Annotated in this window: 21 protein-coding genes, 1 tRNA gene and 2 pseudogenes; 6 read left to right on the top strand and 18 right to left on the bottom strand. The window is 61.2% G+C overall.

The genetic code is table 11. From position 1 onward, the window contains the following. Positions 1 to 3 precede the first annotated feature (3 nt). Positions 4 to 480 (top strand): annotated as a pseudogene (locus tag QVG21_RS06915) (cupin domain-containing protein); the annotation flags it as partial. 63 nt (positions 481 to 543) lie between these two features. Here QVG21_RS06915 and hutI read toward each other — a convergent pair. The 9 genes from hutI to QVG21_RS06870 form a co-directional block, all read right to left on the bottom strand. Then, positions 544 to 1791, bottom strand: a complete 1248-nt coding sequence (hutI, locus tag QVG21_RS06910; RefSeq protein ID WP_287923393.1) for an imidazolonepropionase — start codon at positions 1789 to 1791, stop codon at positions 544 to 546. Continuing rightward, positions 1775 to 3265 carry a histidine ammonia-lyase gene (gene hutH / locus QVG21_RS06905; protein ID WP_287923390.1) on the bottom strand — a complete coding sequence of 497 codons (1491 nt, stop codon included), beginning with the start codon at positions 3263 to 3265 and terminating at the stop codon, positions 1775 to 1777. Before hutH ends, hutI begins: the two co-directional genes overlap by 17 nt. A 22-nt stretch (positions 3266 to 3287) precedes the next feature. Continuing rightward, positions 3288 to 5303, bottom strand: coding sequence for a urocanate hydratase (hutU, locus tag QVG21_RS06900; protein ID WP_287923388.1), 2016 nt, complete (start codon positions 5301 to 5303; stop codon positions 3288 to 3290). Between the two features lie 2 nt (positions 5304 to 5305). Continuing rightward, complete coding sequence (gene ftcD / locus QVG21_RS06895) at positions 5306 to 7006, bottom strand: glutamate formimidoyltransferase (RefSeq protein WP_287923387.1); 1701 nt, start codon at positions 7004 to 7006, stop codon at positions 5306 to 5308. A gap of 180 nt (positions 7007 to 7186) precedes the next feature. Continuing rightward, a complete protein-coding gene (locus QVG21_RS06890) occupies positions 7187 to 9190 on the bottom strand; it encodes a TonB-dependent receptor plug domain-containing protein (RefSeq protein ID WP_287923384.1) in 2004 nt (667 codons plus the stop codon). 103 nt (positions 9191 to 9293) lie between these two features. Next, entirely contained in the window at positions 9294 to 10397 is a 1104-nt protein-coding gene (gene pelA, locus QVG21_RS06885) for a pectate lyase (protein ID WP_287923382.1), read from the bottom strand. A 13-nt stretch (positions 10398 to 10410) separates the two neighbouring features. Beyond that, positions 10411 to 11703: a cysteate synthase gene (locus tag QVG21_RS06880; RefSeq protein WP_287923380.1), complete on the bottom strand. Its 1293-nt coding sequence runs from the start codon at positions 11701 to 11703 to the stop codon at positions 10411 to 10413. A gap of 16 nt (positions 11704 to 11719) precedes the next feature. Next, on the bottom strand, positions 11720 to 12850 hold the full coding sequence (gene nspC / locus QVG21_RS06875) for a carboxynorspermidine decarboxylase (protein WP_287923378.1): 1131 nt from the start codon (positions 12848 to 12850) through the stop codon (positions 11720 to 11722). 168 nt (positions 12851 to 13018) lie between these two features. After that, on the bottom strand, positions 13019 to 14209 hold the full coding sequence (locus QVG21_RS06870; protein ID WP_251213777.1) for a saccharopine dehydrogenase family protein: 1191 nt from the start codon (positions 14207 to 14209) through the stop codon (positions 13019 to 13021). A gap of 132 nt (positions 14210 to 14341) precedes the next feature. Here QVG21_RS06870 and QVG21_RS06865 point away from each other — a divergent pair. From QVG21_RS06865 to QVG21_RS06855, 3 genes and pseudogenes are all read left to right on the top strand, one after another. Further along, positions 14342 to 14414, top strand: a tRNA-Lys gene (locus QVG21_RS06865). A gap of 72 nt (positions 14415 to 14486) precedes the next feature. Further along, positions 14487 to 14746 (top strand): annotated as a pseudogene (locus QVG21_RS06860) (YdeI/OmpD-associated family protein); the annotation flags it as partial. Positions 14747 to 14785: 39 nt separating this feature from the next. Beyond that, the gene (locus tag QVG21_RS06855; RefSeq protein WP_502871764.1) at positions 14786 to 15070 is read left to right on the top strand and encodes a YdeI/OmpD-associated family protein; all 285 of its coding nucleotides are present in this window, start codon (positions 14786 to 14788) and stop codon (positions 15068 to 15070) included. A gap of 19 nt (positions 15071 to 15089) precedes the next feature. Here the strand turns inward: QVG21_RS06855 and QVG21_RS06850 are convergent, their stop codons facing one another. From QVG21_RS06850 to miaA, 7 genes are all read right to left on the bottom strand, one after another. Beyond that, positions 15090 to 15470 (bottom strand): DUF1573 domain-containing protein, encoded by a 381-nt coding sequence (locus QVG21_RS06850; protein ID WP_287923373.1) that lies wholly within the window; start codon positions 15468 to 15470, stop codon positions 15090 to 15092. A 38-nt stretch (positions 15471 to 15508) separates the two neighbouring features. Continuing rightward, a complete protein-coding gene (locus QVG21_RS06845; RefSeq protein ID WP_251213780.1) occupies positions 15509 to 16444 on the bottom strand; it encodes a transcription antitermination protein NusB in 936 nt (311 codons plus the stop codon). Positions 16445 to 16658: 214 nt separating this feature from the next. After that, a complete protein-coding gene (locus QVG21_RS06840; RefSeq protein ID WP_019150042.1) occupies positions 16659 to 16880 on the bottom strand; it encodes a DUF2795 domain-containing protein in 222 nt (73 codons plus the stop codon). A gap of 144 nt (positions 16881 to 17024) precedes the next feature. Continuing rightward, positions 17025 to 17576, bottom strand: coding sequence for a cob(I)yrinic acid a,c-diamide adenosyltransferase (locus QVG21_RS06835; RefSeq protein ID WP_287923364.1), 552 nt, complete (start codon positions 17574 to 17576; stop codon positions 17025 to 17027). Then, the gene (locus tag QVG21_RS06830; protein ID WP_287923362.1) at positions 17573 to 18085 is read right to left on the bottom strand and encodes a hypothetical protein; all 513 of its coding nucleotides are present in this window, start codon (positions 18083 to 18085) and stop codon (positions 17573 to 17575) included. The genes QVG21_RS06835 and QVG21_RS06830 overlap by 4 nt, the downstream gene beginning before the upstream one ends. Positions 18086 to 18087: 2 nt before the next feature. Next, complete coding sequence (locus tag QVG21_RS06825) at positions 18088 to 19371, bottom strand: BaiN/RdsA family NAD(P)/FAD-dependent oxidoreductase (RefSeq protein ID WP_251213783.1); 1284 nt, start codon at positions 19369 to 19371, stop codon at positions 18088 to 18090. Between the two features lie 24 nt (positions 19372 to 19395). Further along, positions 19396 to 20301, bottom strand: coding sequence for a tRNA (adenosine(37)-N6)-dimethylallyltransferase MiaA (gene miaA, locus QVG21_RS06820; RefSeq protein WP_287923361.1), 906 nt, complete (start codon positions 20299 to 20301; stop codon positions 19396 to 19398). Between the two features lie 282 nt (positions 20302 to 20583). On the opposite strand from miaA, the gene QVG21_RS06815 reads away from it, so the two are divergent. Then, a complete protein-coding gene (locus QVG21_RS06815) occupies positions 20584 to 21315 on the top strand; it encodes a TspO/MBR family protein (RefSeq protein WP_286490761.1) in 732 nt (243 codons plus the stop codon). A gap of 6 nt (positions 21316 to 21321) precedes the next feature. Here the strand turns inward: QVG21_RS06815 and ybaK are convergent, their stop codons facing one another. Next, complete coding sequence (ybaK, locus tag QVG21_RS06810) at positions 21322 to 21813, bottom strand: Cys-tRNA(Pro) deacylase (protein ID WP_251213786.1); 492 nt, start codon at positions 21811 to 21813, stop codon at positions 21322 to 21324. 94 nt (positions 21814 to 21907) lie between these two features. On the opposite strand from ybaK, the gene QVG21_RS06805 reads away from it, so the two are divergent. Beyond that, a complete protein-coding gene (locus QVG21_RS06805) occupies positions 21908 to 22495 on the top strand; it encodes an HAD family hydrolase (protein WP_286490763.1) in 588 nt (195 codons plus the stop codon). Positions 22496 to 22594: 99 nt separating this feature from the next. On the opposite strand, the gene QVG21_RS06800 is transcribed toward QVG21_RS06805, so the two are convergent. Then, positions 22595 to 25855: a TonB-dependent receptor gene (locus tag QVG21_RS06800; RefSeq protein WP_287923357.1), complete on the bottom strand. Its 3261-nt coding sequence runs from the start codon at positions 25853 to 25855 to the stop codon at positions 22595 to 22597. Positions 25856 to 26132 lie beyond the last annotated feature (277 nt).

Here is a 26132-nt window from a genome sequence, read left to right as displayed (position 1 = left end):
CGCATGAAAAAATCGCTGTTCATCCCGCTGCTGCTGACGTTCGGCGGCTGCATGCAAAATCCCGACACCGCAATGGAACACTCTTTCGAGCAAATCTTTCCGCAGGGCGAAAAACTCCCCGAGCAGTTTTCGCAGTATTTCATCGGGCAGGCCTGGCTGGCCCGTCTCACCGCCGACCCGGCGCTCAACTGCCCCGTCAGCAACGTGACGTTCGAGCCGGGCTGCCGCAACAACTGGCACAGCCACTCGGGCGGGCAGCTGCTTATCGTGACGGCCGGACGCGGCTACTATCAGGCCCAAGGCCGACCTGCGCGCGAACTGCATCCGGGCGACGTGGTGGAGATTCCGGCCGACGCCGTCCACTGGCACGGAGCCGCACCCGACAGCTGGTTCGCCCATCTGGCCGTCGAAGCCAATCCGCAGAGCAACCGCAACACCTGGCTCGGCCCGGTGGACGACGAACAATATGCCGAAGCAACGGCCCGCGAATAAAGAATTCGGCCGCTGCTAAAACGTTTTAACAACGTTCAAAACGCCGGAGGCTTAGGACTGCTCCGTATACTCCTCGCCGCGCAGGAACACCCGCCGAATCAGCGGCGTCTGATAGGCATAGGAGAAGAACTCGACCGACGGCATGGGGGCCGTCAGGAAGAAATTGGCGACCTTGCCGGGCGTAATCGACCCGTAATCGCGGCTTAGGCCCATGGCATAGGCGCTGTTCATCGTGGCGGCGTTGACGGCTTCGGCCGGGGTCATCCGCATCCGGATGGAAGCGAGCGAGACGACCATGCGCATGTTGCCCGAAGGCGAAGAACCGGGATTGTAGTCCGAAGCGAGGGCGACGCCCAGCCCTGCGCGTATCATGTCGCGGGCAGGCGGATAATTCATCCCGAGGAAGAACGCCGCGCCGGGCAGCAGCGTCGGCATAGTCTCGGAACCTGCCAGCGCCTCGATTTCGCGGGGTCCCATGCTTTCGAGGTGGTCGACCGACAGCGCGCCGTGGGCCACCCCCGCCTGCACGCCGCCCGAAACGGCCAGCTCGTTGGCGTGGATTTTTGCGCGCAGACCCAATTTGCGCCCTTTCTTGAGGATGCGGGCCGTCTCGCCGACGGTGAAAAATCCGGCGTCGCAGAAGACGTCGACAAAATCGGCCAGCCCCTCGCGCGCCACGGCGGGCAACATTTCATTGCAAACGAGGTCGACATACTCTGCCTGCCGCCCTGCGTAAGCCCGGGCGACGGCGTGGGCCCCGAGGAAAGTAGCCCGCACGGCCAGCGGCGCCGTCTCGCGGATGCGGCGGATGACGCGCAGCATCTTCAGCTCGTCCTCGGTCGAAAGTCCGTAGCCGCTCTTGATCTCCACGCAGCCCGTACCCATGCGGATGATTTCGCGCACGCGCCCCATTGCCTGCCGGTAGAGCTCCTCCTCGGAAGTCTCGTGCAGCAGGTCGGCGGAATTGAGAATCCCGCCGCCGCGCCGGGCGATTTCCTCGTAGCTCAGTCCGTTGATTTTGTCCAGAAACTCCTGCTCGCGGCTCCCGGCGTAGACCAGATGGGTGTGCGAATCGCAGAACGACGGGAAAAGCATCCCGCCCTCGGCATCGACCACCCGGGCCGCGACGCCCGAACCGCAGTCGTCCATGCGGCCGAAAGCGGCAATCCGCCCGTCTTCGGCGAGCAGCCACGCATTGTCGAGGGTCTCCAGACGGTTCATCTCGGCCCCGCACAGGCGCTGACGCCCCGAAAGCTGGATGCCGACGAGCTTGCCGATGTTCTTAACGAGCGTTCTCATGGCGCAGGAATTCGACGGAGGTGCGGATATGGGGATACATGACCGTGTCGTCGTCGATGAACGGCACCTGCCTGCGGTAATCGGCCAACAGCCGCTCCAGCACGGGCGACGTGTGCAGCGGACGGCGGAACTCGAAAGCCTGCGCGGCGTTGAAGAGCTCGATGGCCAGCACGCGCTGCGTATTGCATACCACACGAAAAAGTTTGGTGGCGGCATTGGAACCCATGCTCACATGGTCCTCCTGCCCCTGCGAGGAGGGGATCGAATCGACCGACGCGGGCATGCAGAGCCCCTTGGACTGGCTGACGACGGAAGCCGCGGCATACTGCGGAATCATGAACCCGCTGTTGAGCCCCGGCTTGGCGACCAGGAAACTGGGCAGTCCGCGCGAACCGGAAATCAACTTATAGATACGCCGCTCGGAAATATTGCCCAGCTCGGCCACGGCGACCGCCAGAAAATCCATCGCAAGGGCGATGGGCTGGCCGTGGAAATTACCGGCCGAGACGACCATGTCCTCGTCGGGAAAAACGGTGGGATTGTCGGTGGCGGAATTGATTTCGGTGGTCAGGACCTGCTTGACATAAGCAATCGTATCTTTCGATGCACCATGTACTTGCGGGATGCAACGGAACGAATAGGGATCCTGCACATGCTCCTTGGGCCGGGCAATCATTTCGCTGCCCTCCAGCAGGCGGCGGAAGTTGCGGGCCGTGGCGATCTGCCCCGCATGCGGACGCACGGCGTGCACCTCGTCGCAGAAAGGCTCGGGGCGGCCGTCGAAGGCTTCGAGCGACAGGGCGCCGATAGTATCGGCCCACTCGCTGAGCCGCTCGGCCTCGATCACGGACCAAACGCCGTAGGCGCTCATGAACTGCGTGCCGTTGAGCAGCGCCAACCCCTCCTTGGACTGCAACTCGATGGGCTGCCACCCCATTTCGGCCAGCACCTCCGAAGCCGGACGCACCTGGCCCTTATGCTCGACCTCGCCGAGCCCGAGAAGCGGCAGGCTCATGTGGGCCAGCGGCGCCAGGTCGCCCGAAGCACCGAGCGAACCCTGCTGATAGATAACCGGGAGTATGTCGTTGTTGAAGAAGTCGATAAGACGCTCGACGGTAGCGAGCTGCACGCCCGAATGGCCGTAGGAAAGCGACTGGATTTTCAACAGCAGAATCAGCCGCACGACCTCGGCCGGAACCCGCTCGCCCGTGCCGCAGGCGTGCGACATGACAAGGTTCTTCTGCAAGGCGGCCAAGTCGTCGCGGCCGACCGAAATGTTGCACAGCGAACCGAACCCCGTGGTGATGCCGTAGATGGGCCGCTCGGGGTTCTCCATCTTGCGGTCGAGGTACTCGCGGCAACGGACGATGCGCCTGCGGGCGTCGTCGGAGAGCGCCAGCCGGAGGTGCTTTTCGAGGATTTCGCGGACCCGGCCGACCGAAAGATGCTCGGCGGAAATATGGTGAAGCTCCATAGGAATTAAAACGTTTTAACAGTTAGTTTTTCAATGCGCTGCGAACCAAATCTTCGTCGGCGGAATTGGGCAGCGTGACTTTCAGTCCGGGTGTGCGCTCCATCTGGCGGCGGATGGCCGACAGGGCCCCCTCGTTGCGGGCCCAACTGCGGCGCGCGATGCCGTTGTTGACGTCCCAGAAAAGCATGTCGCGGATGCGGCGGTCGGAATCCTCCGACCCGTCGACGACCATGCCGAAACCGCCGTTGATGACCTCGCCCCAGCCTACGCCGCCGCCGTTGTGGATCGAAACCCAGGTGGCGCCGCGGAACGAATCGCCGATGACGTTCTGCACGGCCATGTCGGCCGTGCGCGACGAACCGTCGTAGATGTTGGAAGTCTCGCGGTAAGGCGAATCGGTGCCCGAGACGTCGTGGTGGTCGCGGCCCAGCACGACGGGAGCCGACAGCCGCCCCTCGGCGATGGCGCGGTTGAATGCCAGGGCGATTTTAGTGCGGCCCTCGCAGTCGGCATAGAGGATGCGGGCCTGCGAACCGACGACGAGCTTGTTGCGCCCGGCCTCGCGAATCCAATGGATGTTGTCGTCGAGCTGGCCGCGGATCTCCTCGGGTGCCGTGCGGCGTATCTCCTCCAACACCTCGGCGGCGAGCCGGTCGGTCAGCTCCAGGTCCTCGGGCCTGCCGGAAGTGCAGACCCAGCGGAACGGGCCGAACCCGTAGTCGAAGAACATGGGACCCATGATGTCCTGCACGTAGGAGGGATAGCGGAAGCGTCCGCCCTCGCCCACCACGGCGGCACCGGCGCGCGAGGCCTCCAGCAGAAAAGCATTGCCGTAGTCGAAGAAGTACATGCCGCGCCCGGTGAGCTTGTTGATGGCATCGGCCTGCCGGCGAAGCGATTCCTGCACGCACTCGCGGAAGCGGCCGGGCTCCTCGGCCATCATCTTGTTGGACGCTTCGTAGCTCAAGCCGACGGGATAGTAACCGCCCGCCCACGGATTGTGCAGCGAAGTCTGATCGGAACCGAGGTCGACGGCGATTTCCTCGGCGGCGAGCCGCTCCCAAAGGTCGACGACATTGCCGACGTAAGCCAGCGAAACGACCTCTTTCCTGCTGACTGCCTGCCGGATACGGGGCATCAATTCATCCAGCGATTCATGCAGCTCGTCGACCCAACCCTGCTCGTGGCGTTTCGCGGCCGCCTTGGGGTTGATTTCGGCGATGACCGACACGACGCCCGAAATATTGCCCGCCTTGGGCTGGGCGCCGGACATGCCGCCGAGGCCCGACGAGACGAACAACATGCCGCGTGTGTCGCTGCGGCCGTTCGTGAAACGCTTGCGGGCGGCGTTGAGCACGGTGATGGTGGTGCCGTGGACAATGCCCTGCGGCCCGATGTACATGTAGGACCCGGCAGTCATCTGCCCGTACTGCGAGACGCCGAGGGCGTTCATCCGCTCCCAGTCGTCGGGCTTCGAGTAATTGGGAATGACCATGCCGTTGGTGACGACGACGCGCGGAGCGTCGGGATGCGACGGAAACAAACCGAGCGGATGACCCGAATACATGACCAGCGTCTGACGGTCGGTCATCTCGGAGAGGTATTTCATCGTCAGTCTGTACTGCGCCCAATTCTGAAAGACGGCGCCGTTGCCGCCGTAGGTAATCAGCTCGTGGGGATGCTGCGCCACGGCCTTGTCCAGGTTGTTCTGAATCATCATCATGATGGCCGCGGCCTGCCGGCAGCGGGCCGGATACTCGTCGATGGGCCGGGCATACATTTCGTAGTCGGGACGCAGCCGATACATATAAATACGTCCGTACTTGCGCAACTCCTCGGCGAACTCCTTGGCCAACACGGCGTGGTGCTTCTCGGGGAAATAACGCAGGGCGTTCTTCAAGGCGAGCACCTGCTCCTCGGGCGAAAGGATCTCCTTGCGGCGCGGCGCATGGTTGATCTGCCTGTCGTAAGGCTTGGCAGCGGGCAGCCGGTCGGGAATCCCGGCGCGAATATCATCCTGAAACTCTTGCAAGGTCATAACTATTGGATTTTGGATTCGACAACGGCGAGCACCTCCCTTTCGCGGCGGTCGGCTTCGGCGGCCAACGCTTCGGCTTCGGCAACGAGGGCATCGGCCGCGGCACGGTCTTTCAGCCCGGCGGCGTTGATTTTGACGTTGAGACAAGCCCCCAGCACGGCGCTGCGGGCGGCCAAGGCCCCCACCCCGGCATCGGAAACCGAATTGGGATTGCCCTCGGCGGCCATCGCCTGCACGAGGTCGAAGACCTGCACGGCGGCTTTCATGGTCCGAAGCGGCACCTGCGTGGCGTAGAGCGTCGCGGCCTGCAAGGCCTCGCTGCGGGCGGCCTTCTCCTCGTCGGTGGACTTGGGCATGGCGAAGACGTCCATGATGCGGTTGAAAGCCGCGGTATCCTCGTCGACCAAGTGCAGCAACTCGGAGAGGAGAGCCTGCCCCCGGTCGGCCCAGTCGGAGAATTCCTCCCAACGCTCGTCCCACCCGGCCTTGTGAGCCGAGAGGTTGGCGACCATGGCCCCGAGGGCGGCGCCCAAAGCCCCCATGTAGGCCGAAATCGAACCGCCGCCCGGAGCGGGCGACTCGCTGGCAGTCTCGTGAGCGAACGCCTTGCAGGTCATGTCGATAAGCCGCTTGTTCGCAACCTCCGCTTCAAGCAGGTATTCGATGACCTTCTCCTCGGGGACGAACGGCTTCAAATCGCCCAGTCCCATGGACTTGATGGCCGTACGGACAATCTCCTCCTCGGCGATACCCGTCGAACGGTGCTGCTTGCGGAGGAAGTATTTTCCGGCCTCGACCAACGCCCGCTTGGGAACGAGCCCGACGATTTCGGTGCCTGTGACACGCACGCCGCGGGCGTCGGCCTTGCGGCACACCTCGTCGAAAGCGACGTGCAGAGGCGTGACGGCGATGTCGGTGATGTTCATCGAAACCTGCGCGATGCCGTACTCCTCGATGAACCAGCCGATGGCCTTGGTCGCCCTGAGCGTACCGGGCTGCATGAGGGGATTGCCGTCGGCGTCTTTCACGATTTTGCCCGTAATGGGGTTGCCCTCGCGGACGGGGCGGCCCTTCTCGCGGACGTCGAACGCGATGGCGTTGGCGCGGCGGGTGGAGGTGGTATTGAGGTTGAAATTGACGGCGATGAGGAAGTCGCGGGCCCCGACGGTGGTAGCACCCGTGCGGGCCACCCCCTCGTCGTAGGGCCGGGCCCCGAAATCGGGGGCGGAATCGGCATGCGCCAGCTTCTCGGGCAGCGCCTCGTACTCGCCTGCGCGGCAGACGGCCAGATTCTTGCGCTCGGGGCGGAAAGCGGCGGCTTCGTAACAATAAGTCGGAATCCGCAACTCATCGGCGATGCGCTTGGCGAGGTCGCGCGACAAGGCGGCGCACTCCTCCAAGGTAACGCCCGAAATGGGAATCAGCGGAAGCACGTCGGTGGCCCCCATACGCGGATGGGCCCCCTTGTGGCGGCGCATGTCGATGAGCTCGGCGGCGCGCTTCACCCCCTGGAAAGCCGCTTCGACGACCGCTTCGGGCGAACCGACGAAAGTGACGACCGTGCGGTTGGTAGCTTCGCCGGGGTCGACGTCCAACACCTTGACGCCGCCCGCCTGCCCGATGGCCGAGGTAATCTGCCGGATGACCTCCCGATCGCGCCCCTCGCTGAAATTGGGGACGCACTCTACGATTCTTTGCTCCATGACGATGATTGTATTATGATTTTTTTCGATTCTATACAAATGTAGGAATTTTTCGGCAGACGGGCAACGAATCGTTCATTTTCATGCAGGGATTCATCTTTGCGAAAAAAGCCCGGAACCCTTGCGGGTCCCGGGCCGAAGATGCAGCCGGAAACAGGCGGACGAACCGCCCTGGAAAAATCAACGTCTGCCGATGGTCAGCACGACGCCGGCCGTGACCCATGCGCGGGGCAGCGGGATGCCGCCCATGTCGCAATAAGCAGTGTCGGTGATGTTGGTTCCGTCGACATAGATGCGGCAGATGCCTTTCTCCCACGCCAGACGGGCGTCGAGCAGAAAGAACGGCGCGAAATCGCGCGTCTCGGAAACCGAACTGTCGCCCGGCACGGGATAATGGGTGTAGCTGCCGTTGCGGTCGGCGACCGTGGCGGTCAGCGCGAACGACATCCGGCGCAGGAACCGCACCTCGGCCGTCAAAGCGGCCTTGTGGCGCAGAAAGTCCATGGCGCTCTTGGCAATCAAATCGGAACGGCGGTCGATGGAGACGAAGGCATAGGAAAGGGTCATCCGCCGCAGGAAACCCGAAGCGGAGGCATAACCGCCCGCGACCTCGACGCCGAAAGTATCGAGCGCACTGCTCTGCTCGGAATGCCACTTGCCGCGCCACTCCTCGACGGGGTCGTCCTCGGGATGCCACACCCAGTCGATGATGTCGCGCCCGGCGCGATAGTAACCCAACACCGACGCGAACCACCGCCCCCGCGCATACTCGGCGCCCAAACGCACCGTAACGGCCTTTTCGGGAACCAAATCGAGGTTGTTGATTTGGGCAGGCGACGAATAGTAAAGGTCGGTGAAGGTGGGCAGCCGCATCGACTGCGACGCGCCGACGCTCAGACGCAGCCCCTGGGCAGGAGCGTAACCGCCGGAAACGCTCCACAAAGCGGCGGGACCGTAAGGCGTGAAGCTGGCGCCGCCCGACAACGCGAGGTCGAAACACCGCCACTGCTTGGTATGCCGCAGGAAAAGGTTCCCGGTATGGCGGGCCTTGGCCTTGGAATAATCGCCGTGAGGAACGGCCAGCGGCTCACCGAGGTTGGTGCTGTAAATATGGTCGAACGCATAGTCGCCGCCCAAGGTCGTGACGCCGCCCGCCCACTCGCAGTCGGCCCACAACTTGGCCCCTGCATGGTCGGTATTGTGGCGGTTCATGGGGGTGCCGCGGGTCCAGTCGTAGCGGTCGAAGTTCTTGCGATAGCTGACGGCGGCGCCCAACGAGAAACGCCCGGCCTGCCGGAGCCACCGCAGCGAAGCCAACGCCGTGGAGGTATGCTCCCACTGCTCGGGGTTGTAGGCGGCATAGAAGCCGTTCGACCCGAAAGCACGGTTCTGATAACCGGCCTGCAAGTCGAAGAACCCGACCCGCGGAACCTCGCACGAAGCGCGGACGAACGCGTTGTAAGTATCGAAATCGGTGTTGTGGCGGTACCCGTCGCTGCGACGGTAGGAAGCGGCCCCCAGGACGGAGAAACGCCCGGCCGTGACGGCGCCCGAGAGGTTGGCATAGGCGTAGCCGTACTGCCCGCCTGCCCCCTCGAACCGCAGATAACGCGGCAGGAGCGGCGCGGTGCGGATATTCACGGCTCCGGCATAGGCGCCGACGCCGGGAATGCCCTCCAACAAATCGACGCCCGAAATGCAGTCGAGGTCGACGGGCAGCGAATGGGACTGGTGGCCGGTCCGGGCATCGGTGAAGTCGATGCCGTTGAGAAGAATCATGGTCTGGTCGAAAGAACCCCCGCGAATGGAGATGTCCGCCTGCGTACCCTTGCCCCCACGTTCGCGAAGATCGACCGACGGCGCGGTGCGCAGCGCGGCTTCGAGCGTCTGATAAGGCGCTGCGGCCTGCGCTTTCCGGTCGAAAAGCGGGGTTTGCGACTGAACGTTGCGCAAAGGAGCCGCGAGGCTCCCCGAGACGCCGACCTCACGGATACGCAGTTCCCTGAGAACGGCGGCCGTGTCGGCGGGCTGTGCAGATGCGCTCTGCGTCGCGAGCAAGAGAATGGACATCCCCGCCGAGAGCACTCCGATCGTGACGGCACGATGGAGACTCGCAAAAGCCGACCAGCCCTTGCGGTTCCACCGACGCCAGCAGGGAGCCTGCTTCGGAAGAATGTTTTTCATGCTGTGAATTGAATGAGTTAGTTGTAAAAAAAGCGGCGGTCGGGAACGGGTCCGGCTGCGAGCCGCGTTCCAAACCGCCGCGAAGATAGGCATTTTCGGGATATTACTTCTTCTTGGCCGCCTGTTTTTCGACCTTGGCGAGCCACGAAGGATACTTTTTCAGCACCTTGTTGCCCCAATCGCCGAACCACGAATAACCGGAACGCCGCTCGGCAGGCATTTCGGCCAACGAATAGACCTTGACCCCCTCGCGGGTGCAGAGGAAGAACCGGTCGCCGCCGAGCTCGTAATAACGCGCCCAGATGGGAGCGGCATCGGGGTCGTCGACCATGCGACGGTCCTTTTTCACCGAACGGTCCTCGGGCAGCCCCTCGGGCACGGCGACCGTGACGATACGCTTGCCCGTAATCTTATTCGCATCGAACCATGCAACGGCGGCCTTGACCGCCTCGACGACCTCGGGCGAGGGCTTGCGGATGCGCATCAGCAACATGACGATGTTGGCGCTTTCGCCAGCCACCAGTCCCGGCAACTCGTAGGAACGCGCCTTGACGGGCTGCAAGGTCCCGTGGTCGTACTGCTGGGCCCAAACGGTCCTGACGCCGTCGCGCACCCACTGGCACCGGAGCACCAGATCGAGCCCGCGGTCCCACGAAGCGCGGATACGCTCGCGAAACGCCGGGTCGACCCATGCGAAGCGCGGCTTAGCGTAGATGATTTCGAGCCACAAGGAGAGCACGCCGTACATGACATCGTCGTTGAACGTAATGGCATCGGCGTCCCAGCCGCGCCAACCGCCGTTGGGATACTGCGTGCCGAGGATATACTCCATGCCGCGGAGCGCCGCATCGCGGAAACGCTCCTCGCCCGTGGTCCGGTAAGCCTCGCAGAGGTACTCGACCTGCGCATGGGTAGCCGAATTGTCGAGCGTACTGCGGCGGCTCCGCGGCTTGAGGGCCGCCACCACCGAATCGCGGTCGAGCCGCGACATCATGTCGAGGTTCTTGGGCCAGCCGCCGTCCTCGTTCTGATAGGCGATGATGTTGTCGGCGATGCCGCACACCTGGTCCGGCGTGAAGCGCGGGTAATTCTCGCCCCGGTTGGAATGGAGCCAACGGTTGACCGACTGGTCGAAACCCTCGGCCTGCTGGGCGAACGCCGGAGCAGAGACCGCCGCAAAAGCGATAGCAACGAGCAATTTACGCATAATATCCGAAGTTTTACTTGAACAGCTCTTCGACCTTGGCCACCACGTCGTCCAAAGAAGGATCGAGCGGGAAAACGAGGCTCGGCTTGAGGTACCAGAGCTCCTTGCCCTCCTTGAACAGCTGCTCGCCGCCGCCCGTGATGTTGAGCATGACGGTAGCATCTTTCGCCACCTTGCCGTCGGCCACGGCCTTGATAAGCGATGCCGTTGCGACGCTGGCCGCAGGATGGATGTCGGCGCTCTCCAACTCCTGGAAAAGCCGGGCGGCCTTGCGGGCCTGCGCGTTGGTGGCCACGAAGACGTCGCCGTCGGTAGCCTTGAGCGCATCGTAGAGCCCCCCGACCACCCCGTAAGGCGGCCGACGGTTGGAGAGCACCTTGGCGTCGATAATCTCGGCATCGCGGCGCGCCTTGTCGTCGTCGTAAGGCAGCATCTGACGCGAATCGGCCCGCCAAGCGTCGTACATGGGCACGAAAGGCGCATTCTGCGACACCATCAGCTTCATGATGTTGGAGCCGAAACGGCCGTCCTCGATAAGCCGCATGTTGGCCTCCCAGGCGGCGATGGCTCCCGTTCCGGACCCGACGGCCTGGAAGTAATAGTCGGGAATCCGGCCGATGGTCGTGACGGCCGAAAGCACGGTCGTAGCCATGCCGTCGCGCCGGGCGATGTTCTTGGCCCCGCCCTCGGCGTAGAAACCGCGGGCCTTGAGCGCAAGGTTGGAGAGGTGGATGGCGTCGAAGTAATCGCCGCCCTTCTCGCACGAAATCAACTTGACGCAGGGATTGAGCGGCTCGGCGAACCACAAGGCAGCGATGTTGTCGTGGGGCACGGCCAGCAAGAGCTTGATATTGTTGTCGGAACAAACCTTGGCGAAAGCCCGTGCCGTGTTGCCTGCGGAAGCGACGACCAACACACGGTCCTCGTGCTCGGCAGCGCGCGCGCAAACGGAATAAGCCTCGGTCTCCTTGAACGAACAAGTCGTCATGGAAGCCCCGACGGCGGGATAATAACCGTTGAACGTAATCCAAAGATTTTCGAGCCCGAGGTACCTGCCCAGCCCCTTGCTGCGGTAAGTGACGGGCGCCGACGAACCTTTGAGCATCCGGCGCACGGGCAGCCAGTCGGCGAACTTGTAGAGCCCGAATTCGGAGGGCCGGACCTCCAACTGCTTCTTGGCGTATCGGGCCCGGACGAGCGACGGCGTTTTGCAGGCGCGGTCCTCGAGCGTCCAGCCTTCGTCCTCGAACTCGCGGCCGGTGGCCACGCATTCGAGCGTATAGGAAGTGGGAACGAATTTTTCCATCTATCTGAGTTTTGGGTTATGACATGCGGTTTCTGAAATCCTCGTAACCGAAGCTGCGGACGAGGTCGGTCCGGCCGTCGCGCCGGACGATGACGATGGCGGGATGATGCACGCCGTTGAACATGGTGGTCTTGACCATCGTATAGTGGATCATGTCCTCGAAGACGATGCGGTCGCCCACCTGCAACTCGCGGTCGAAAGCCCAGTCGCCGCAATAATCGCCCGCCAGGCAACTGGCGCCGCCCATGCGCCACCGCTTTTCGCCGGGAGCTGGCTCATGCGCCCCGACGATAGCGGGCTTGTAGGGCATTTCGAGGCAATCGGGCATGTGGCAGGCGAACGACACGTCGAGCATGGCGGTCGTGACGCCGCCGTTCTCGACAATGTCCTCGACCGTCGAAACGAGGTATCCGGTACGCCATGTAAAGGCGCTGCCCGGTTCGAGAATCAGCCGCAGATGAGGATGGCGGGCCTTGAACCGCTTCAAGATACGAATCAACCCGTCGCAGTCATAATCGGCATGGGTCATCAGATGACCGCCGCCCATGTTGAGCCACTTGATACGGTCGAGGAAACGGCCGAAACGCTGCTCGACGGCGTCGAGCGCCTTTTGCAGATGCTCGGGCCGCGATTCGCAGAGAACATGGAAGTGCAGCCCCTCGACCCCGGCAGGCAGTTCGTCCAACTGCTCGGGCACGATGCCCAAACGCGAACCGGCGACGCAGGGATTATAAAGGTCGGTTTCGACGGGCGAATAACCGGGGTTGATGCGCAGGCCGCATGAAATGCCGTTGATGAGGGCCCGCTGACCGAAACGCGCGAACTGAGCGACGGAATTGAAGGTGATATGGTCGCTGCAACGCATGATTTCGTCGAAATCGCGGTCGCTGTAGACGGGGGCATAGGTATGGGCCGGACGCCCGAACTCCTCGAAGACCAACCGGGCCTCGGCGGCGGAAGAAGCCGTAGCCCCGTCGGAATGGGCGGCGAGCCCGGGAAAGATGCTCCACATGGCGCACGCCTTGAGAGCGACGATAATCTCGGCGCCCGACTCGCGGCGCACGCGGTCGATGATGGCAAGGTTGCGGTCGAGCAAAGTTTCGTCGAGCACGAAACAAGGGGCGGGCAGCTGCGAAAAGTCGATCATGGTTATCCGAAGGAAAAAAGCCGGACAAATTTAACAAAATCATCGGCAAAAACCGCGGGAGCCGCAGAAAAATACGCATTTATACCACCCGGACCGCCCCGGCGGAAAAAACAAGGCGCAAGATGCCTGCCGGACACCTTGCGCCTTGTCTGCTTGGAAATACGCCGTCTACACCTCGATGTCGACGTCGAACAACTCGTGCCAGGGAAGCCCCTGCGGCCCGAGCTCGGCGAGGAACGGATCGGGATCGAACTCCTCGACGTTGAAGACCCCGGCACCGCGCCACAGCCCCTTGGCCCACATGGAAGCACCCAACGCGGCGGGCACGCCGGTGGTGAAGCTGACGGCCTGCGTACCGGTCTCCTTGAAAGCGGTTTCGTGGTCGCAGTTGTTGTAGATATAATAGGTCCGCTCCCTGCCATCCTTCACACCGCGGATGCGGCACCCGATGGAAGTCTGCCCGTGGTAATTGGCGCCCAACGACTTGGGGTCGGGCAACACGGCCTTGAGGAACTGGATGGGGACGATTTCGACGCCGTTGTAAAGGATGGGGTCGATGCGGGCCATGCCGATATTCTGAATGACGCGCAGGTGCGTGAGGTACTCCTGCCCGAAAGTCATCCAGAAACGGGCGCGGCGGATAGTCGGATAATTCTTGACGAGCGACTCGAGCTCCTCGTGGTAGATGACGTAGGATTCGCGCTCGCCGATGCCGGGATAATTGAGCGGCCGGTGGATTTCGTGGGGCTCGGTGACGACCCACTTGCCGTTCTCGAAGTAACGCCCCTTCTGGGTGACCTCGCGGATGTTGATTTCGGGGTTGAAATTGGTGGCGAAAGCCATCCCGTGGTTACCGGCGTTGCAATCGACGATGTCGAGGTAATGGATTTCGTCGAAATGATGCTTGGCGGCGTAGGCGGTGAAGATGGCCGTGACGCCCGGGTCGAAACCGCAGCCGAGGATAGCGGTGAGCCCGGCAGCCTTGAACCGGTCCTGATAAGCCCACTGCCACGAATACTCGAAATGCGCCTCGTCCTTGGGCTCGTAATTGGCCGTATCGAGGTAATTGCACCCGCACTCGAGGCAGGCATCCATGATGGTGAGGTCCTGGTACGGCAAGGCGACGTTGACGACGATGTCGGGCTTGAACGCCCGGAACAATTCGCACAGCTCGGCGACGCTGTCGGCGTCGACCTGCGCGGTCTTGACCCGTCCCCCGCCGATGGCGGCGGCCACGGCGTCGCATTTGGATTTGGTGCGGCTGGCGAGCATCACGTCGGTGAAGACGGGATTGGCGGCGATCTTCTGCGTGACGACCGTCCCGACACCCCCCGCGCCGATAATCAAGGCTTTACACATAAACGATATGATTTATAGAAACTGATTTTGCGGTTGACGCCTACAAAAATAGGCGTTTTATTTTGGTAAAACAAAAATAATCCATACATTTGCACCACCAAAAAGGGCGCCATGCCCCGATTGGCACACGGAGAATCCGTAGCTCAGCAGGTAGAGCACAACACTTTTAATGTTGGGGTCCTGGGTTCGAGCCCCAGCGGGTTCACGGAAGAATCGTCGCTAAACGTTGTAAGTCAACCGATAGCGGCGATTTCAGTTTATATGCAGGCGCACCCCGATGGAAATCAAGAATCTTCTGACAGCGAAATCGAGAACCGAATTGCGGGAATGGCTGATGCGGAACCATCGGACGGAACGCGAATGCTGGGTGGCGGTGAAACGCGGCAAACCCAAGGACGACGGCACTTTCTGGTACGTCGATGCGGTGGAAGAGGCGCTGTGCTTCGGATGGATCGACAGCACCGTCAAAAAACGGCCGAAGAGATAACCGTGCAGAAACTCTCGCCCCGAAAAGCCCGGGGCAACTGGACGGAACTGAACAAAGAACGGTGCCGACGGCTGGAACGGCTCGGGCTGATGACCGAAGCGGGCAGAGCGGTCTGGCCCGACATGTCGGAAAACGGATTCGCTGTCGACGAAGATATTTTACGGGAACTGCAATCCGACCCTGTGCTGTGGGAGAACTACCAACGTCTGCCGGAACTCTACAAGCGGGTACGCATAGACCGGATTCAATATCTGAAAGAAGCGCGCCCTGCCCTGTTCCGAAGCCGGCTCGACAAATTCATCGGAAACACCCGGAAAGGCACGCTGTACGGAGATTGGAACGACCACGGAAGGCTGACAACGGCCGAACCCTGAGTGGTCGGGCGCGCAAAAATCACTCGACGTCGGCTTCGGCGAAAAGCCGGAAAGGCTGTGCGGAGCCTGCGAAAAAGAGGTCGACGCGCTTGAACTGCCAGCCGAACTCCCCGCGCGAATCGAACGACACCTCGACAGCCCGGACCTCGCCGGAACGAATCGGCGCGGCATCGTACGAAAGCGAAGTGCAACCGCAACTCCTTGTCACAGAAACGATAACGACAGGCCGCGAAGTGCGGTTCTCGAACCACAAGCGCGACACACCCACCTCGCCCGAATGCAGCCGCCCGAACCGGACGGTATCGCTTCCGCCGCAGCGAAGCACCGAATCGGTCAGCACGACGGTCCGCCGTGGAGAGACGACCGGCGCAGGCCGCGAAGTGCAGGCTGCCGCCAACAAAAAACAAACGAGAATCGCGGCCCGGAACATGGCAGGTCTCAGAGCAACCCGCGGCCGGACTTCTTGATACGCCCCTCGGCCGTGAGCGATTCGACGATTTTGTCGAGCACGCCGTTGATGAACGTACTGCTGCCCGGGGTCGAATAATACTTCGAGATTTCGATCCACTCGTCGAGCGTGACCTTGACGGGAATGGAGGGGAACTCGGTGAGCTCGGCCATGGCGGTGCCGATAATGAGGTTGTCCATGAAGACGATGCGCTCGACGTCCCAATTGGAAGTGAACTTCTCGATATAATCCTGGTACTTGTCGTAATTGACCAGCGACTTCTCGAACAGCGTCTTGACGAAAGCGGGGTCGTCGTCGCTCTTGAACTTGGACGGAATCTTGAGCTCGCTCTGCGCGGACCGCAGCGAAGCCAGCGACCGCAGCACCAACACCAAGATATAGGGCAGGTCGTCGCTCCAAAGGATCGAAATCTCCTCGAGCACGGTATCCAACGCCTCGCAGCACTGCAACTCCTTGAAAAAGTCCTCGACGAAACGCCGGTCGGCCTCGAACGAAGCGTCCTGCTGCGTCATGTAATCGGTGAAATAATCGCTTTCGACCAACTGCCCGTAGAGCGTGCGGATGAAATCGGGATGACGCTCCCACCCCAACTTATGGACCGTCAGATAATCGTTGACGGCGTCGCTGTTGGCGATGATGCGGATGACGGCGTTGTCGACGAACCGCATGTTGGGATTGAGGTCCTCGAACGTCGGCAGCTTCTTGGCCTTGGCGATCTCCTGCCGCTGACGGGCATAACGGACCAGCTCGACAGGCAGGGCCAGCAACTGGAAGAAAAGATCGTACGACTTGTCGATGGAAGCCATAAGCGTCTTTTCCGAAGCAATCAGGTTGTCGGCGTCCGACTTGAGGTGCGCGAACAGCGCCTTGGCGACCTTTATACGAAGCAATCTTCTGCTCAACATAGACGAGAACGTTTTGAACGGCCGCAAAAATACGATTAAAAATTAAGATTCGGAAACGTTCGGCCGAGAATTATTGCCGGAAAAATCCCCTGCCGACAACCGAACGGCCTGTTGTATCATCGCAAAAAAGCATCCTTGATTAGCCCCTCCCCTATCGAAAAAACGAGTGCGGCCCTGACTGGCCGCACTCGGATTCAGACGGTTGTAAACCCCATCAGTATTCCTCCTCGTTGAAGAAGAAATCGTCCTTGGAAGGATAATCGGGCCAGATGTCCTCGATAGACTCGTAGATTTCGCCCTCGTCCTCGATCTCCTGCAAATTTTCGAGCACCTCGAGCGGAGCCCCCGAACGCACGGCGTAGTCGATGAGCTCCTCCTTGGTCGCGGGCCAGGGCGCATCCTCGAGCTTCGAGGCCAATTCAAGTGTCCAGTACATAGTTATCAGTCTTTAGAATTCATTCAATCAACAAGTTGCACCGCTCGCGCATGCGAACTGCATGACGGGCGATTTGCAAAAATATAAAAAAAACGATAAAAACAAAGATTTTTCACCGGAGATGCACCGAAAAGCACCGCCGAATCAAGGAATCCACAGCACCTCCTCGACCCGGAAACGGACCGTCAAGGTACGCCCGAGCAGATAGAAATAGTCCGACAGGCGGTTCAGCCACACCAGCGCCGAGGCGTCGACCCCGAACTCCTGGTCGGCCCGCAGCGCAGCGCGCTCGGCCCGGCGGCACACGGTCCGACAAACGTGGCAGAGCGACACAGCGGGATGGCCGCCCGGCAACGTGAACTTGTCGATAGCCGGAAGCGCCGCCTGCATGGCGTCGATGCGGTTTTCCAGCCATTCGGTGCAGGCGGGATTCAGCGGCTGCACCTTGTCGCGGCCACCCTCGCCCACGGCCAGCAGGGCCTCGACCGTCATCAGCCGCGACAGAATGCGGTTCAGCTCGTCGCAACGCTCCGCCAACTCCGCGTCCCCGCGCAGGCGGTCGGCCAGCAGGGCCACGAAAGACGCCAGCTCGTCGACCGAACCGTAGGCTTCCACCCGCGAATCGGTCTTGAAAACCCGTTCTCCCCCGATAAGCGAGGTCGTACCCCGGTCGCCCGTCTTGGTATATACCTTCATAACACAAAATGTTGTTTCGGCAAACGGTTGTTGAACAGCAACAAACATGCCCGGTTATCGACCGACGTGGAACCGTGCGCCGCCACGAGCTGCCGGCAAAGCAACTGCCGCTCGCGGCCCCGGCAAGGTTCCAGCACGGCCACCGCGGCCCCTGTTTCGGCCGCACGCCCGACCAGCGCGAGCACCTCGGCATGCGGAAGTTCACGCGTCAGCACATACAATTCGCCCTCGGCCCGGTTCAGCCCGAACGCCCGGTATCCCTCGTGAATGGCAAGGTTCTGCAACTGCACGGCCGGACGTTCGGCGACGCCGGATTCCCGCAGGGCCCGGAAAAGCGCCCGGTCGCCCGGCATGAGCGCCGACCGCATGAAAACCTCGCGCACGAGCGCATAGACGAAAGGCGAATGGATACCGTGGCCGCGGAAATGCCGCGCCCGCACGAACCTGCTGCGGACGGCCGCCAGCCGCTCCGCCAATCGCTGCCCGAAACGATGTCCAGCCGAACCCATCCCTACTTTTTCAGCATGCCGGCCAGCCGTCCGGTCGAAAAGGCGATCTGAAGGTTGTAGCCGCCCGTATTGGCGTCGAGGTCGAGCACCTCGCCCGCGAAATAAAGCCCCTGAACCTTGCGCGATTCCATCGTATAAGGATTCACCTCGTCGCACCGCACGCCCCCGGCCGTCGTCACGGCAAACTCGAAAGGCGCATAATCGGTTATGGGGAAAGTCAGCCCCTTGAGGGTCCGGATCAATCGGTCGACCTCCGCGTCGGTCAGCTTCGACAGGTAGTTCTTGGAATGGATGTCGACCTCCTGCGCCAGCGGCATGACCAGCGCCTTGGGAACCAGCTTGCGCAGCAGCTCGCCGAAGAATTCGGTCGGCTCCATTTCGGCCCGCTCGCGGGCGATGCGCTCGCGCAGTATCTCCTCGGTCAGGGCAGGTTTCAAATCGACAACGAGCTTCACCCGCTTCTGCTCGATCAGCGCATCGACCGCATCGCGGCTCACGCGCAACGCGACGGCCCCTTCGATTCCGCGCTCCGAAAAACCCAGCTCGCCGAACTCCTCGCGGACCGCCTCGTTGTCGACGTACAGCACCGCGCGGACATTCCGCAACAACAACCCGTGCAGAAACTTCATCTGCGGATGCGACGTAACGAGCGGCGTGAGCGACGGCCGCAGCGATTCTATCGTATGGCCGAGGTCGGCCGCGAAAGCGTAGCCGTCGCCCGTGGAGCCGGTCGCCGGATAGGAGACGCCCCCGGTCGTGAGGATGACCCGCTCGCACTCCTCCTTGCGCTCGAAACCGCGCTTGTTCCTGTAGCGCACGCCGTAGACCCGGCTGCCGAGGGTCAGCACGGCCGTCACCCGGGTATCGTACATGATTCGCACCCCGTTGTCGACGCAATATTCGAGCAGCGCGTTGGCGATGTCCCACGCCTTGCCGCTGCGCGGAAAGACACGCTCGCCGCGCTCGGTGTCGAGTTTGACCCCCTGCCGCTCGAAGAAGCGGATGGTCGCCCGGTTGTTGAACTCGGCGAAAGCCGGAGCGAAAAACTCGGCGTTGGTGCGTATCTGCCGGGCGAATTCCTCGGGCGGACGGGCATTGGTCACGTTGCAGCGCCCCTTGCCCGAAATGCGGACCTTGCGGCCCGACTTCTCCATTTTCTCCAGCAGCAGCACCCGTTTGCCGCTGCGCGCCGCAGTTCCTGCGGCCATCATGCCCGCGGCCCCCGCCCCGACGACGATGACGTCGTAGGGCTGCCGTTCGGCGGGCTGTTTTATATCGGTTTCCATATTCATAAAAGTCGTTCTGACGAATCACTCGCCCCGAAGAAACGCGTCGATACGCTCCGAAGCCTGCGCCACCGCATCGCCGTGCATGTCGAGCCAGTGAATCGAAGCGTCCTTGCGAAACCAGGTCATCTGCCGTTTGGCGAACTGACCGATGGCGATTCCTAATTTCTCAACGAACTCGTCGTAGCTGTCGAATTCGTTGTTCAGATAGCGCGCGATAAAACGGTATTCGAGCCCGAGGTTGTAAAACGCTTCGTAGCTGACGCCCGCTTCGAGCCCCTGCCGCACCTCGTCGACCATGCCCTGCTCCAGGCGGATGCGCAGGCGCTCGGCTATCCGCTGCCGCAGGAGGGGCCGCTCCCACGTAACCCCGATTTTCAGCACGTCGTAACGCGGACTGCGGGCCCGGGTCGCCGCGATTTCACGGCCCGAAAGCGCCACTTCGCACGCACGCACAAGCCGCCGCTTGTTATTGACGTCGAGGAAATCGGGCACCCCGCCGGATTTTTCACGAAGCAGCTGCACCAGCTCCGCAACGGTCATGGCCTCCAGCCGCTCGCGCAACCGCCCGTCGGGCCCGGCGTCGACCAAATCGTAGCCGTCGGCCACGGCATTGACATAGAGCCCTGTTCCGCCTACCAAAAAGGGCTGTTTCCCCCGAGCGAGAATATCGTCTATGGCGGCATAGGCCTGCGCCTGATAGTCCGAGAGCGAGAAATAGGTCCCGGCATCGGCTATGTCGAGCAGGTGGTGCGGCACGGCCTGCCGCTCCCCGGCCGTCACCTTGCCCGAGCAAAGGTCGTAGCCGCGCAGTATCTGCCGCGAATCGGCCGAGACGATTTCGCCGCCGTAGCGCCGCGCCAACTCGATCCCCACGGCGCTCTTGCCCGAGGCGTTGGTTCCGACGATGGCTATGAGTTTCGGTTTCATGGGTTGCAAATCTTCCGTCAAAGAAAGACAAAGATACGATAAATAAAGTAAAAGGTGAAAGGTATTTTTCAAATCTCCATGTACGGGACAAAGTATTTTGGGCGAAGCCAAAGATAGCGCAAGTCGAGAGCAATGCCAAATTTATTTTGAGCCTTGCCGAAATGCAGCCTATCTTCTACAAAGACCGGAGCTATTTTCATACCCCGCTGCGGACTTTCCGTACTACCCCGGGCCCAAGCGCGGCACCTTTTTTGCGCGGCAGGCCGAAAAAACGCACGAAAAATGAAACCGGAGCAACAACCGACGGCCGCGGAGACCCCCTCCGCAAAAGGTCCGCAGCCGATCCTCCGTTCGGCATTCTATCTGCTCGCAGGCATCGGTGCGGCGACGGCCACGCTGTGTCTGCTGGGGCACAAACATACCAACCGGGCGCTCCGGACGGGCATCAGGACCCTGCCGGTGCTGCTGCCCGTCCTGCTCGAATACCGCCACGGCCGGAAATCCGCACCCGCGGCCCCGAAACCGCAGCGAAGCACCGCATACCGGATTTGGGCCTACGTCCTGCCGACGCTGCTGTGTCTGGCGCTGGGAGCCCTCGCGGGATGGCTTCAGCGCGATTCTATCACGGAGTGGTACCCCACCCTGCTGAAATCGGCAGCCACGCCGCCGAACATCCTTTTCCCTATCGTGTGGGGCGTTCTCTATCTGCTGATGGGCATTTCGGCGGGCCGCATTCTGACCGCGCCCGCAGGCAACCGCGGCGAAGTGATGACGATATGGGGCATTCAGCTGGGATTCAATTTCCTGTGGAGCATCCTTTTCTTCGTGGCGCGCAGTCCGCTTTTGGGGATGATCGGCATCGTCTCCCTGGACGCGCTGGTGATGCTCTACATCGCCCACAGCTACCGCATCCGGCGCGACGCGGCCTGGCTGTTCGTCCCCTATTTAGTCTGGATTCTCTACGCCACCTATCTCAACGCCCGGATTCTGGCGCTGAACGGCCCGGGCATCTGACGCGCGCTACATCGGGCGGCTGAGTTCGGCCACCGAAGCGCGGACAAAGGCGATGAGGTCCTGCGGCGCAAGCTTCAGCTGCAAGCCGCGCACCCCTGCGCTTATGTAGATGAACGGCTGTCCGAGAGCCGTGGCATGGATGAACGTCGGCAGCGCTTTCTTCATGCCGACGGGCGAACAGCCGCCCCGGATATAACCCGTCGAGGGCAGCAGCTCCTTCATGGGAATCAACTCGGCCTTCTTGTTGCCCGAGACCCGGGCCGCCGCCTTGAGGTCGACCTCGTGGTCGCCGGGAACCACGCAGACGAAAAGCCCCGACCGGTCGCCCCGCAGGACCAGCGTTTTGAACACGCTCCCAATGGGCTCGCCGAGCTGCTCGGCCACATGCGTCGCCGCCAGATGCTCCTCGTCGACCGCATACGGCACCAGTTCATAGGCGATTCCGGCCCGGTCGAGCAGGCGGGCGGCGTTGGTCTTTTCTATCTTTGCACGGTTCATGGTTCCGGAAGTTTGCGGCGCAAAGGTACGGCTAATTCCGCAGAAACACACGCCGCGCCACCGGGTCCGAGAAATTTTTCACTACCTTTGCCGTATGAAAAACATCGTTTTCGACTTGGGCGGCGTGCTTTTCGCGCGCGACCGGAACAAATGTTCGCAGGAATTCATCGACTTTTTCGACTTCATCCGCTCGGAACGGCTGCCCCGCTTCTGGGAAGAGTACGACCGGGGCACCTCGGCGTGGGACGAAGTGGTGGAGACGCTGTGCACGATGCACGACTGCCCGCGTCCCAAATGCGAGGAGTTCCTGCGCCGCTCCATCGACATCCAGGAACCCGTGAAACCCACCGAAGAACTGATTCGCGACCTCAAGGCGGCGGGATACAAACTATACGTTCTCTCCAACATGTCGCGCGAATTCATCGACTTCCTGCGCCGCTTCCCGGTCTACGGGCTTTTCGACGGCGAAGTGGTTTCGTGCGAAGAACATACGGTGAAGCCCGAACCGCAGATATACCGCATCCTGCTCGAACGCTACGGGCTCGACCCGGCGCAGACGCTCTTTGTCGACGACCGCCCGTGCAACATCGCTGCGGCCGAAGAACTCGGCATCCGCGGACAGCTTTTCGATGCGCACCATCCCGAAACCACCTGCCGGACCCTGCGCGGGATGCTGCTGTAGACCGTCGGTGCGCAATGAACCGACAGCGGACTTTCCGCCCCGCAACAAAAAGAGACCTGCCCAAAAGGCAGGTCTCTCTTGTATGAAATCCCGAAGGATTTAGTTGAACGTGTAACGGATGCTGAGCAGAGCCGACCATGTAGAAGCCGTGCTGGCCTTGGTCGACCATTTGGGCTGGTGGAAAGTATAAATCTGATCGTTCTTGTTGTACTCCAGAATCTGGCTGGAACTGATCTGCTCCACGTTGCCCCAGTTGCGGTTGATGAGGTTGGCGATGTTGTTCACATCGACGCCCACGGTCAGCGCGTTGCGCTTGCCCTTGATGTTGAAATAGAAGTCGTGCGCAAACTTGAAGTTGAGCGTATGATGCCACGGCATCACGGCACCACCGCGCTTGCTGTACTCGCCGATGTGCTTCGAGAGATAATCGTCGTTGTTGATGAACTGCCAGTAAGCCTCCTTGTTCTCCTCCGACGAGAAAGTCATCGCATCGAGCTGCTGACGGGTCGGAATGTAAAGCAGGTTCACAGCACCCCCATCGTTGGTAACAGGATCCTGGTAATTGCCGCTCCGGACATACATCGTATAGGAATAGCGCGAATAGGAGTAATTCCCGATGTACCCCAGACGGTAAGCCTCGTAGAAAAGGCCGAAGCTGGTAGCCGACTTGGGCGCCGTCAGGCGATAGCCGATGTTGACCAGAATACGGTGGGGCGACACGTAGGACGAATAACCCAACTCCGGAACGTTCGAGCCGTTGCGGTTGAACGTGTTGGTATTGTAGGCCGAGGTCACCTGGTCGCCGATACCGTCGATCACGTTCTTCGACGAAGCGAAAGTATAGGCGGCGTTGACCGAAAGACCGAAATTCCACGTCTTGGAAAGCTGGGCCGTAACCGAAGCATAGTAGCCGTCGATGCCTGCGTTGCGAATCAGATAAGGGGTGACGTTGCGGCCTGCGGAGTTCTTGATGCCTTCCGACTTCCACAACGTGCGGGCTTCGGGTTCGCCCGGCAACTGAATGCCGCCGTCGACCTCCACCTGGCCCAACTTAGCCACGGCGACCGAATTGATGTCCTTGTTATAGATGCCCTCGATATTGAAGTTCACACCGCCCGGGAGCTTCATGTCCAGCGCCAACGACGATTTCCATGTCGACGGCATCTTCAGATGCTTGTCCATGATGGTCGTCGACTGGGGTGCGGGCAGAGCCTGCTGTGTGAACTCACCGCCGTAGATATTCTCGAGAATACCGCTGATGGAGGGATCGAACTTGAGGTTTTCCAACCCCTTGTCGCCCGGGTTCATAATCGTCTGGGCCTGCATGCAGTTGCTGTTGCCCACGGCCGACACGATCCACACGAAAGGCAGACGGCCCGTGAAGATACCCGTACCTCCGCGCAGGATGTACTTGCGCTCGCCGGTCATGTCCCAGTTGAAACCGAAACGAGGCGAGAAGTTCACGCGGGCCTTGGGCATGTCGGAAGTCTTGTAACCGCCCTTGTCGGCGAAAAGCTGGGTGAACTCGGCATTTTCATTGCCGGCGATGGAAGGATAGACCGGAATTTCCAGACGCAGACCGATGGTGGCTTTGAAACGGCTGCTGATCGACAGCTCGTCCTGCGCATAGATTGAATGCTGCATGTAGTTGAACGACGGATACACCTGCTTGAGGTCGGTCCGGTTGGCGTGGGTGATGGCAAAGGCGCGGGGTGCAGCATCGTTGACGAAATCGTCCCACGAATTATATACATAGTAGCCGGCACCGCCCGGCATGTACCCGTTCTTGGTGCTGTCGTGCTCGAACTGGTAGCCGAACGTAAAGCGGTTGATGCCCGTCATGTAACCCACTTCGTCCGTCACGATGTGCGAACTAACCTCGCGCAAGTTGCCGTAGGTGAAAGGATCGAGACCGAAAGTCGTGTAGAGCTTGTTGTCCTCCAGAATGTCGACCGTAGGGAAAAGATTGCCCTCGTAGCTGCGCGGTTCATTCTGGTGCGAGTAGGTGTAACGCAGGGTATTGGTCAGGTTGCCGTCCAGGAAACGCGAGTTGAGCTCGGCCGCCACCGACGTGAAATTCTGCTCTTGATAGTAACGCGAACTCTCGAAGCAAAGGGCGCTGTACGAACCGCGGCCGGCGTTGTTGCGGTCGTAGACCGAACTACTCAGCGGGCTAATCGAGCTTGAAGGACTTGCCGAATACTTGTTTTTCGTGGTGCTGAAACGCACGTTGAGCGCATGGTTCTGCGCGATGTTCCAGTCGACGCGGGCCATCAGCTTCCAGTTGGGAACCCGCACCGAATAGTCGGCATAGCGGCCGGGGTCGTAGCCGAACTTCTCGCTGAGGAAATTCTTGATCGCCTCCATCTGCTCGACCGTCGGGCGGTTGTACTGCGACGAGTTGCCCCAAGCCTGTTCTTCGTCGGTGCGGGCCAGCCGGGTCGTACCCGGGGTCTTGTTCCACTCGTACTCGAAGTTGGCGAAGACGAACAGCTTGTTCTTCACAATCGGAGCGCCGACCGACACGCCGAGCGTATTGCTCATATTCTCGCTCAGCGAAAGTTTGCCCATGTCCTTGTAGCGCGAACCTGTCCACGCGTCGCTCTTGTAATAGTCGTAAACCGACACTTTCAGGTCGTTGGTACCCGACTTCGTAACGGCATTGATGGCACCGCCCGTGAAACCGCTCTGGCGAACGTCGAACGGCGTCACGGAGACCGAAACCTGCTCCAACGCATCCAGCGAAATGGGCGAACCGCCCGCAGGCAGGTTACCGCCAATGCCGAACATGTTGTTGAACGACGCACCGTCGACCGTCACGTAGGACTGGCGGTAGTTACCGCCGCCGATGGCCAGACCCGAAGTCGTCGAAGAAGCCTGCGGAGTCAGCTTCATGACGTCGTTCATGCTGCGGCTCACCGACGGAAGCAGGGCCATCTGGTCGCTGGTGATGCTGGTCACGGCACCCGCCCGGTTGATGTTCATCGAGCTGTTGGCACCGTCGCCTACCACGACCACGGCTTCGAGCTCCTGGCTGTCACGCAGATAGGCATCGCGCTTGAGCGTCTCGCCCAGCGCCAGCGTCAGTCCCGTGAACTCCACGCTCTGATAACCCACATAGGAGAAAGTCACCATATACCCCCCCCCGGGCCGCAGGCCCTGCATGTTGTAGCGACCGTGAATGTCGCTCACCGTACCGTACTGCGTACCCGACGGGGTATGCACGGCGATGACGGTGGCACCCACCAGCGGCTCGCCCGCCTGGTCGGTCACCGTACCGTTCAGTCCCGAAGTCGTCACCTGCGCGAAGAGCGCGCCGGCAGCGAAAAGGGAGAACATCGAAAGCAAAAGTTTCTTCATACGCTGAAATTTTAGTGAATAATAGGGTTGTTCCGTGAGGGATTCGCCAGCGGGTTCCGGGCAGTCGTTCCCAAAAAGCAACAAGGGGAAATTCCCCCATGGAATCTCCCCTTGCCGGTATTTTCGGACGGACGCAGGCCGCCTCGCTGTCGCTGTCGGACGCGCATGTTCTTCCCTGCCGACCGATATTTGCCGTAACGCAAACCCGAAGCGAAAAGAATTGAATCCGACGATTTCATGGTGCAAATATAACCCGATTATCCACGCAACGGAACAG

It is taken from the genome of Alistipes sp. UBA6068 (assembly GCF_949428155.1).
Taxonomy (GTDB): Bacteria; Bacteroidota; Bacteroidia; order Bacteroidales; family Rikenellaceae; genus Alistipes; species Alistipes muris.
Note: the sequence above shows the minus strand (reverse complement) of the source record. Positions and strands in the feature narration are given on the sequence as shown.

Coding starts and splice junctions, on each gene's coding strand:
- hutI (WP_287923393.1), bottom strand. CDS start 1,791: ATGAGAACGCTCGTTAAGAACATCGGCAAGCTCGTCGGCATCCAGCTT.
- hutH (WP_287923390.1), bottom strand. CDS start 3,265: ATGGAGCTTCACCATATTTCCGCCGAGCATCTTTCGGTCGGCCGGGTC.
- hutU (WP_287923388.1), bottom strand. CDS start 5,303: ATGACCTTGCAAGAGTTTCAGGATGATATTCGCGCCGGGATTCCCGAC.
- ftcD (WP_287923387.1), bottom strand. CDS start 7,006: ATGGAGCAAAGAATCGTAGAGTGCGTCCCCAATTTCAGCGAGGGGCGC.
- QVG21_RS06890 (WP_287923384.1), bottom strand. CDS start 9,190: ATGAAAAACATTCTTCCGAAGCAGGCTCCCTGCTGGCGTCGGTGGAAC.
- pelA (WP_287923382.1), bottom strand. CDS start 10,397: ATGCGTAAATTGCTCGTTGCTATCGCTTTTGCGGCGGTCTCTGCTCCG.
- QVG21_RS06880 (WP_287923380.1), bottom strand. CDS start 11,703: ATGGAAAAATTCGTTCCCACTTCCTATACGCTCGAATGCGTGGCCACC.
- nspC (WP_287923378.1), bottom strand. CDS start 12,850: ATGATCGACTTTTCGCAGCTGCCCGCCCCTTGTTTCGTGCTCGACGAA.
- QVG21_RS06870 (WP_251213777.1), bottom strand. CDS start 14,209: ATGTGTAAAGCCTTGATTATCGGCGCGGGGGGTGTCGGGACGGTCGTC.
- QVG21_RS06855 (WP_502871764.1), top strand. CDS start 14,786: ATGACCGAAGCGGGCAGAGCGGTCTGGCCCGACATGTCGGAAAACGGA.
- QVG21_RS06845 (WP_251213780.1), bottom strand. CDS start 16,444: ATGTTGAGCAGAAGATTGCTTCGTATAAAGGTCGCCAAGGCGCTGTTC.
- QVG21_RS06840 (WP_019150042.1), bottom strand. CDS start 16,880: ATGTACTGGACACTTGAATTGGCCTCGAAGCTCGAGGATGCGCCCTGG.
- QVG21_RS06835 (WP_287923364.1), bottom strand. CDS start 17,576: ATGAAGGTATATACCAAGACGGGCGACCGGGGTACGACCTCGCTTATC.
- QVG21_RS06830 (WP_287923362.1), bottom strand. CDS start 18,085: ATGGGTTCGGCTGGACATCGTTTCGGGCAGCGATTGGCGGAGCGGCTG.
- QVG21_RS06825 (WP_251213783.1), bottom strand. CDS start 19,371: ATGGAAACCGATATAAAACAGCCCGCCGAACGGCAGCCCTACGACGTC.
- miaA (WP_287923361.1), bottom strand. CDS start 20,301: ATGAAACCGAAACTCATAGCCATCGTCGGAACCAACGCCTCGGGCAAG.
- QVG21_RS06815 (WP_286490761.1), top strand. CDS start 20,584: ATGAAACCGGAGCAACAACCGACGGCCGCGGAGACCCCCTCCGCAAAA.
- ybaK (WP_251213786.1), bottom strand. CDS start 21,813: ATGAACCGTGCAAAGATAGAAAAGACCAACGCCGCCCGCCTGCTCGAC.
- QVG21_RS06805 (WP_286490763.1), top strand. CDS start 21,908: ATGAAAAACATCGTTTTCGACTTGGGCGGCGTGCTTTTCGCGCGCGAC.
- QVG21_RS06800 (WP_287923357.1), bottom strand. CDS start 25,855: ATGAAGAAACTTTTGCTTTCGATGTTCTCCCTTTTCGCTGCCGGCGCG.